Raw genomic sequence first — 7709 nt, forward strand, 5'->3', positions numbered from 1 at the left:
TGATGTGCAGGAGTGAGTAATCACTACGAGGTCCTAGGTGTTGCACGCGACGCCAGTGGCGAAGAGATCAAGAAGGCTTACCGGAAGCTGGCCCGCAAACTTCATCCGGACGTCAACTCCGGGCCGGAAGCAGCTGAGGAATTCAAGCTGGTGACCCGCGCCTATGAAGTTCTCTCTGATCCGCAGAAGCGGCGCGTCTATGACACCACCGGAAACGAGAACGGAACGGATAACGGCTTCGGCGGCGGTTATGCCGGCCCCGGATTCGCATTCCAGGACATCTTCGAGACCTTCTTCGGAGGCGGCGGCCCCAGCGGTCCGCCGTCGCGGACCCAGCGCGGACAGGACGCACTCATAGCCGTCCGCATTGATCTCAAGGACGCCGTCTTCGGCACCAACAAGAAGATCGAGGTGGACTCCGCTGCGGTGTGCCCCACCTGCGACGGATCGTGCACCCAGCCGGGCACATCTCCGAAGACTTGCGATATCTGTGGTGGCTCCGGGCAGGTGCAGCGCGCGGTCCGGTCGATCCTGGGCCAGGTCATGACGACGGCGACCTGCGGCACTTGCCAGGGCTACGGCACCGTCATTCCCCATCCGTGCAACGAATGCAATGGCGACGGGCGCATCCGTTCCCGCCGCAGTCTTACCATCAAGGTTCCCGCAGGTGTAGCCACCGGTACGCGGATCCAGCTTGCCGGACAGGGTGAAGCGGGCACTGCAGGAGGACCGCAGGGTGATCTGTACGTCGAGATCCGGGTCAACAGCGATCCCACCTTCCTCCGCGAAGGAGATGACCTGCACGCGACCCTGAGCGTGCCAATGACAGCGGCGGCGCTTGGCACCACCGTGACGATGACCAGCTTCGACGGGGACCAGGAACTGACCATCAAACCGGGAACCCAATCCGGAGAAGTGATCACGCTCAAGGGCCTCGGCGTCACACATCTGCGGGGATACGGCAGGGGAGACCTTCTCGTGCACCTGAGCGTCGAAACTCCACGGAACCTTGATGCAGCCCAGGAAGAGCTGCTTCGACGCCTCGCGGAAATGCGTGGTGAGCAGTTCACCGAGGGGCAGCTGGCAAGCAGCGGATCAGGAGTCTTCGCCCGGCTGCGCGAGCGCCTCGGCAACCTCTGACCGGTAGAGAACCATGACCAACCAGGCATACTTCGGCGATCCTGCGGAGGTTCAGGCCGCCGTTGCCGGCGGCAGCATCACACTGCGAGGAACGGAAGCGCACCATGCAGCCACCGTGAAACGCGTGGTGGCCGGTGAGACGGTGGACCTCTTGGACGGCGAGGGAAACCGCCTGGGCTGTACCGTCGTCGATGTGTCCGGCGCGGCCGTCGTCATGACAGTGGATACGGTTTCCTTCGAACCGCTGCCGGCGACCCGCATCGTCCTGGTGCAGGCTCTTGCCAAGGGTGATCGGGCCGAGATGGCAGTCGAGGCCGCAACCGAGCTTGGCGTCGACGCGGTCGTTCCGTGGCAAGCGGACCGAAGCATCGTGAGGTGGCGCGCAGACAAAGCAGTGAAAGGGCAGGCGAAGTGGGAATCCGTCGTCCGTGCAGCGTCGAAGCAAAGCCGGCGTACCCGTGTGCCCGAGGTCCTCGACACAGTGGACAGCAGGGGCCTGGGGCGTTGGCTCGCCGATGTAGCGCACCCGGTCCTGCTGCATGAGGAAGGGCGAATTTCCCTTGCGAGCTATTGGAACCGCCGGTCCGAGGATCACACGGGAACAGTGGCGGTGATCGTGGGGCCCGAAGGGGGTGTGAGCCCGCAGGAGGTGACCCTGTTCGAGGAACACGGGGCCGTTCCCGTGCAGTTGGGAACCAACGTCCTGCGAGCCTCGACCGCCGGACCTGCGGCGATTGCCGTCCTGAATCAGCTCCTGGGCCGCTGGTAATAGGCCGCTGGCAAAGGGCCACTGCTGTTGAAGCTGGTCAGCGGATGCTGACCAGCTTGTCATCTGCAATGGTGTCAGCGGCAGGCCCTTCGCCCGGGTCGGCTCCCGTCGATTCGTACACCTCGACAAGGTATGTCCCCTCCTCCAGGGAGACGCTGAATTCATAGAGTCCGACGGCACCCGTGCCCGCCTCGACGGGAACGGATCCAGCGACCACATCCTCCGTGAAAACACCGCCTGCATTCACCCGGCGGATCCGCCAATCGAGGCTCGGATCAGTTGTCGTGGTGCTCCCTTGGACGATGACCGTCCGGTCGTTTTTGAGGGAACTGTCCTGCGGATTGATGATCCAAACGGGAGCAATAGCACTCACGTCGCGTTGAAGAACAGACCCCAGCTCGATATGGCCGAACGCCTTGTAGCCGGCCTTCCCGTCCACCAGCAGCCGCACGCTGCTGGGACTGCCACTGATGATCAGCCCTGAGTTGGCTGCCGCGGCTGTCGCGGTGTACACAAGCTGCTGCACAGCACGTCCGGCAACATCAGCACCGATTCCAGCGGCGAATGAGTCTGACGAGATGTCGACGGTGATGACGTTGTCAGGCGAGATCGATGTATTGACCGCAGATGCTTCCAGCCAGGGGCTGTAGTAGTCGTCGTCGAGCGGTTCCGAACTTGTCATTGCCCAGACTGCGTCAGCGATCGGATCCCCGGAGGACTCACCGGGCAGGAACTCGCGGTAGAGGAGTCCGTTCGCACTTCCCAACCAGTAGACGGGAAGGAGTTCGTCGGAGTCGGTGGCTGTCGGGCTCTGCACGTCCAACTCGGGCATGCTGGCAGTCGATTCCAGGAGCAACTCCGCCTCTGTCCCCAGCTCCGAGGTGGGCTCTGCCGGTCCTCCGATGGTGCAGGCCTGGAGGCAGAGCGCCGCTGCAACGACGATGGATCCCTTCCAATGGCGGCCTGGAGTTCGGTTTCCGGAAGGAGGAGTGGCGGCCATGTGTTCGGCGTCTCCTCTCATCCAAAGTTATGAAAATGCATAGGTGCAGCACCGCTGTTGTTTCAACAATCGGCAATGCCGCGGAAGCATCCGGTGCCGCAGCGAGCAGCACAATCCAGCTTGGCATAGGTGCTGGCCGCTACTGTGCGGTTTTCCCGAATCGCCGCCTGACTGAAACGCGATTGATATCGGGCCGTTGCGTTCCTGAGATCTTCACCCTTTCGGACCCCCGGGAATGATCGGCCTGCATCACGCAAGCGGTGGCAGGGCTGCGGCGGTACGCTTGTAGGAGGCTTATTCGCAGGCCTGGACCAGTAGATCACCGGAAGATCCGGCATACACAAGGAGAGATGGAAGGCTCAAGGGCCGCTACTATGACCGATTCCGCAGTGGGTATGGGGGCCGCCGGCCTGGACAGCCGGGTCATTCAATTCGATTCCGCCGACCAGATGGTGCAGGCCCTGGGCGCCAACGACGAGGCCCTTGCCATGATCGAAGGGGCGTTTCCCGGCGTCAAGCTGCACGTCCGCGGCAATGAACTGTCCATCACGGGTCCCGCGACCGACGTTGGGCGCACCGAGCGCCTGATCGGTGAGGTACGCACTCTTGCTGCAAACCAGACGCCGGTAACCGCGCAGGTGCTCGAGCAGCTGCTGTTCATGCTGAAGACGCAGGGTGCAGCGAAGCCGGCCGAGATCCTGTCAATGAACATTCTCTCGTCGCGCGGCCGCACCATCCGGCCCAAGACAGTCAACCAGAAGAATTATGTCGAAGCGATCGACGCGCACACCATCGTCTTCGGCATCGGCCCGGCGGGTACAGGCAAGACCTACCTGGCAATGGCCAAGGCTGTTCAGGCCTTGCAGCACAAAGAAGTCAACCGAATCATCCTCACCCGTCCCGCAGTGGAGGCCGGGGAACGATTGGGCTTCCTGCCGGGCACGCTCAACGACAAGATCGACCCCTACTTGCGTCCGCTCTATGACGCGCTCCACGACATGATGGATCCGGACTCGATTCCCCGCCTCATGGCTGCCGGAACCATCGAAGTGGCACCCCTTGCCTACATGCGTGGCCGGACTTTGAATGACGCGTTCATCATTCTCGACGAGGCGCAGAACACCACGCCTGAGCAGATGAAGATGTTCCTGACGCGGCTTGGTTTCGGATCGCGCATGGTAGTCACGGGCGACGTGACCCAGGTTGACCTGCCGGGCGGCACCAGCTCGGGCCTCCGGGTAGTCAGTGAGATCCTGCAGGGTGTCGACGACGTCGCATTTTCCCGCCTGGATGCCACCGACGTCGTAAGGCATCGTCTGGTCGGCGACATCGTCTCCGCCTACAGCAAATGGGACGAGTCGCAACGCGCGTCGCTGAACGGCCGCCGGAATACCGGAAAGGCTGGCCGCAATGAGCATTGAGGTCAATAACGAGTCCGGAGTCGAGGTCGACGACGAGGCACTGGTCCGGCTCGGTCGCCACGTGCTGGAGCGTCTTTTCGTGCACCCCGAATCAGAGCTGTCGATCATCCTGGTCGACATCGAGGCCATGGAGAAGCTCCACATCGAATGGATGGACGAGCCGGGACCCACGGACGTTTTGTCCTTTCCCATGGACGAGCTGCGTCCCGGCACCGCCGCGCGGCCAACTGCGTCAGGCATCCTCGGCGACGTCGTCCTCTGTCCTGAAGTGGCCCGCACTCAGGCGGACAACGCCGGGCACAGCATGAATGAGGAGCTTCTCCTGCTCACCACACACGGCATGCTCCACCTGCTGGGTTTCGACCACGCGGAACCCGAAGAGGAGAAAGAGATGTTCGGTCTCCAGCGGCAGCTTCTGGCCGACTTCCTTGGCGGTGCCGCCCCGCGGGAAACCACGCGGTGACCGCGCACAGAGCGATGAAGCAGTTCCGACCATGATCGTCTTCCTGCTGGCGCTGATGGCAATCGTATTTGTGCTGATTGCAGCGCTGGTCACCGCTGCTGAAGCGGCCTTCAGTTTTCTTTCCCGCCAGGAAGCGGAAGCGCATCTCCACGGGCCGAGAGGCAAGTACGTCCAGCGCATCCTCGACTCGCCCGTGTCGCATATGCACGCGCTGCGGTTCTGGCGTGTCTGGTTCGAGATGGCTGCCGCTGTAGCGGTGGCGCTCCTGTTCGCCGACGTGCTGGACAACATCTGGATTGCCGGGCTCCTGGCTACCGTCACAATGGCGGGCCTGGGTTTTGTCCTCGTGGGGGTTTCACCCCGCCAGCTCGGCAGGACACACGCTGCGACGCTCGTACCGGTGACCGCACATCTCGTAGGTGTGCTGCGGGTCGTGCTTGGACCCATCCCTCGCTGGCTCGTCGGTGTCGGAAGCGCACTTTCTCCCGGTTCGGCGCGTGCCGAGGCTGCATTCTTCACCGAGGAAGAATTCCGCGCGCTCCTCTCGCGGGCGAATGAGGCGGAGATGATCGAAGACAGCGAAGCTGAACTCATTCACTCGGTTTTCGAGCTCGGTGACACCAAGGTGCGCTCGGTGATGGTGCCCCGTACGGACATGGTCTCGATCGAAGCTGGATCGACCCTTCGCCAGGCGATGTCGCTGTTCCTGCGTTCGGGATACTCCCGTGTGCCGGTCATTGGGGACAACGCTGACGACGTTCGGGGCATTTTGTACCTCAAGGACGTCGTTGCGGTACTGAACGCCCAGAACCACGATGATCAGGATCCTGTCGATGACGTTTGCCGCGATGTCCGGTACGTTCCCGAGTCCAAGCCGGTCAGCGACTTCCTGCAGGAACTGCAGCGTGAGTCGACCCACGTTGCGATTGTCATTGACGAGTACGGGGGTACGGCGGGTCTCGTGACTCTCGAGGACCTCATCGAGGAAATCGTGGGCGAGATCGTCGACGAGTACGATTCGGAAGTCCCCGAGATGGAGGAGCTTCCAGAGGGCGGGTTCCGCGTCAGCGCGCGGATGAGCATCGATGACCTTGGCGAACTCTTCGACATAGATCTCGAGGATGACGAGGTGGACACTGTCGGTGGCCTGCTCGCAAAAACGCTTGGTCGTGTGCCGATCGTCGGCAGTGAAGTGCGGGTGGGCGACATTGCTCTGCGCGCGGAACGCGTCGAAGGACGGCGTAACCGTGTCTCGCATCTACTCGCATGGAAGGTCGAGCGGCAGTCGGAAAGCGACGACCACGCAGACCAGTTCAATGAAGGTTCGAGGGAAACGGTGGATAACAAATGAGCACCCAGCAATACCGCGCGGGATTCATCTCGCTGGTAGGCCGTCCCAATGCAGGCAAGTCGACCCTGACCAATGCGCTCGTCGGCCACAAGGTGGCCATCACCTCGGCCAAACCCCAGACAACGCGCCACACCATTCGCGGCATTGTGCACCGTGAGGATGCCCAGCTCATCCTTGTCGACACGCCGGGCCTGCACCGGCCCCGCACGCTTTTGGGACAGCGCCTCAACGATCTTGTTGCCGACACTCTCGCCGAGGTTGACGCCATCGGATTCTGCCTTCCTGCCAATGAGCAGATCGGTCCCGGTGACCGCTATATCTCAGCCCAACTGGCGCAGCTCAAGCGCAAGCCCGTTATCGCCGTCGTTACAAAAGCTGACCTCGTCAGCAAGGAGGCGCTGGCACGCCAACTGCTTGCGGTGGCTGAGCTCGGCCGCGAGGTGCTTGGCGAGGACGGTTGGGCGGATGTGGTGCCTGTGTCCGCCGTCGACGGGTACCAGGTGTCCACCGTTGCCGACGTTTTCGCGACCCACATGCCGGAATCTCCGCCGCTGTACCCCGATGGTGAGCTGACCGACGAGCCGGAGGCCGTCATGGTCGCCGAACTCGTCCGGGAAGCAGCCCTTGAGGGAGTGCGCGATGAGCTCCCGCATTCTCTCGCCGTCGTTGTTGAGGAGATCGTTCCGCGCGAAGGCCGGCCGGAGGACAACCCACTGCTTGATGTGCGCGTGAACCTGTATGTCGAGCGCCCCTCACAGAAGGCCATTGTGATCGGCAAGGGAGGCGCGCGCCTGCGCGAGGTTGGGACGGCCGCACGGAAGGGGATCGAAGCGCTGCTCGGCACGAGGGTATACCTCGACTTGCACGTGAAGATCGCGAAGGACTGGCAGCGCGACCCGAAGCAACTCGTTAAGCTCGGCTTTTAGCCGTCCGTAGTGGTTGCAGTATTTTCGGGCACTACGGGCGACCGCTGCTCGTTGACCTACAGATGCCTCCCTGGGGGCGGCAAGAGATCGAACCAACTCGAAAGGGCCGAGGGTCATGAGTGAATCCGGCGGCGGGCGTCCTGGCTCTCCGGATGGCATACGTCTGGGGACGGGCGGCCGGCACCTCGGCAGGGGACGTCCGCGTGTCCTGCAGATCGTCGCGATCTCCCTCGTCGCCGCGCTTGTGGCGGTCGTAGGATTCGTGGCTTTTTCGGTGGTTCGCCTTCAGGGGAACGTTGCTACCGAGCCGCTCAATCTGTCGACGGACGGCGAGACGCAGCTGCCGGTCGACCTGAGCCGCGACCCTGTGCAGATCCTCATCATCGGCAGCGATACCCGAACGGGTCAAGGCGGGGATACGGAGCCGGAGGATGCCGAAGGTCAGGCGGATGTCATGATGCTCATGACCATGTCCGCAGACCGCAGCAACGTAACGATGGTCTCCTTCCCGCGCGACCTGCTGGTGCCGCTGCCGGGGTGCCACAACCCGGAGACCGGTGCCGCTAGCGATGCCATGGCGTTGGGGCAGCTGAACAGTTCACTGGCCAACGGTGGACCGGGTTGCACCGTTGCAGCCAT

At 62.8% G+C, this 7709-nt stretch carries 8 protein-coding genes; 7 read left to right on the forward strand and 1 reads right to left on the reverse strand.

The window, feature by feature from the left end:
- Positions 1–12: 12 nt before the first annotated feature.
- Together dnaJ and RIF85_RS00980 are read left to right on the forward strand one after the other, a co-directional pair.
- Entirely contained in the window at positions 13–1140 is a 1128-nt protein-coding gene (gene dnaJ, locus RIF85_RS00975; protein ID WP_309070027.1) for a molecular chaperone DnaJ, read from the forward strand.
- A 13-nt stretch (positions 1141–1153) separates the two neighbouring features.
- Positions 1154–1909: a 16S rRNA (uracil(1498)-N(3))-methyltransferase gene (locus RIF85_RS00980; RefSeq protein ID WP_309070028.1), complete on the forward strand. Its 756-nt coding sequence runs from the start codon at positions 1154–1156 to the stop codon at positions 1907–1909.
- 37 nt (positions 1910–1946) lie between these two features.
- On the opposite strand, the gene RIF85_RS00985 is transcribed toward RIF85_RS00980, so the two are convergent.
- A complete protein-coding gene (locus RIF85_RS00985) occupies positions 1947–2909 on the reverse strand; it encodes a GerMN domain-containing protein (protein WP_309070029.1) in 963 nt (320 codons plus the stop codon).
- A gap of 374 nt (positions 2910–3283) precedes the next feature.
- Between RIF85_RS00985 and RIF85_RS00990 the strand changes: the two genes are divergently transcribed.
- From RIF85_RS00990 to RIF85_RS01010, 5 genes are all read left to right on the forward strand, one after another.
- Positions 3284–4330: a PhoH family protein gene (locus RIF85_RS00990; RefSeq protein WP_309070030.1), complete on the forward strand. Its 1047-nt coding sequence runs from the start codon at positions 3284–3286 to the stop codon at positions 4328–4330.
- Positions 4320–4793, forward strand: coding sequence for an rRNA maturation RNase YbeY (ybeY, locus tag RIF85_RS00995; protein ID WP_309070031.1), 474 nt, complete (start codon positions 4320–4322; stop codon positions 4791–4793). Before RIF85_RS00990 ends, ybeY begins: the two co-directional genes overlap by 11 nt.
- A 31-nt stretch (positions 4794–4824) precedes the next feature.
- Positions 4825–6144 carry a hemolysin family protein gene (locus tag RIF85_RS01000; RefSeq protein WP_309070032.1) on the forward strand — a complete coding sequence of 440 codons (1320 nt, stop codon included), beginning with the start codon at positions 4825–4827 and terminating at the stop codon, positions 6142–6144.
- Positions 6141–7070 (forward strand): GTPase Era, encoded by a 930-nt coding sequence (gene era, locus RIF85_RS01005; RefSeq protein WP_309070033.1) that lies wholly within the window; start codon positions 6141–6143, stop codon positions 7068–7070. Before RIF85_RS01000 ends, era begins: the two co-directional genes overlap by 4 nt.
- A 115-nt stretch (positions 7071–7185) precedes the next feature.
- Positions 7186–7709: LCP family protein (locus RIF85_RS01010; protein WP_309070034.1), on the forward strand; the 524-nt coding region annotated here is incomplete at its 3' end.

The sequence above is a fragment of the Arthrobacter sp. genome, from assembly GCF_031179385.1.
Classification (GTDB): domain Bacteria; phylum Actinomycetota; class Actinomycetes; order Actinomycetales; family Micrococcaceae; genus Arthrobacter_D.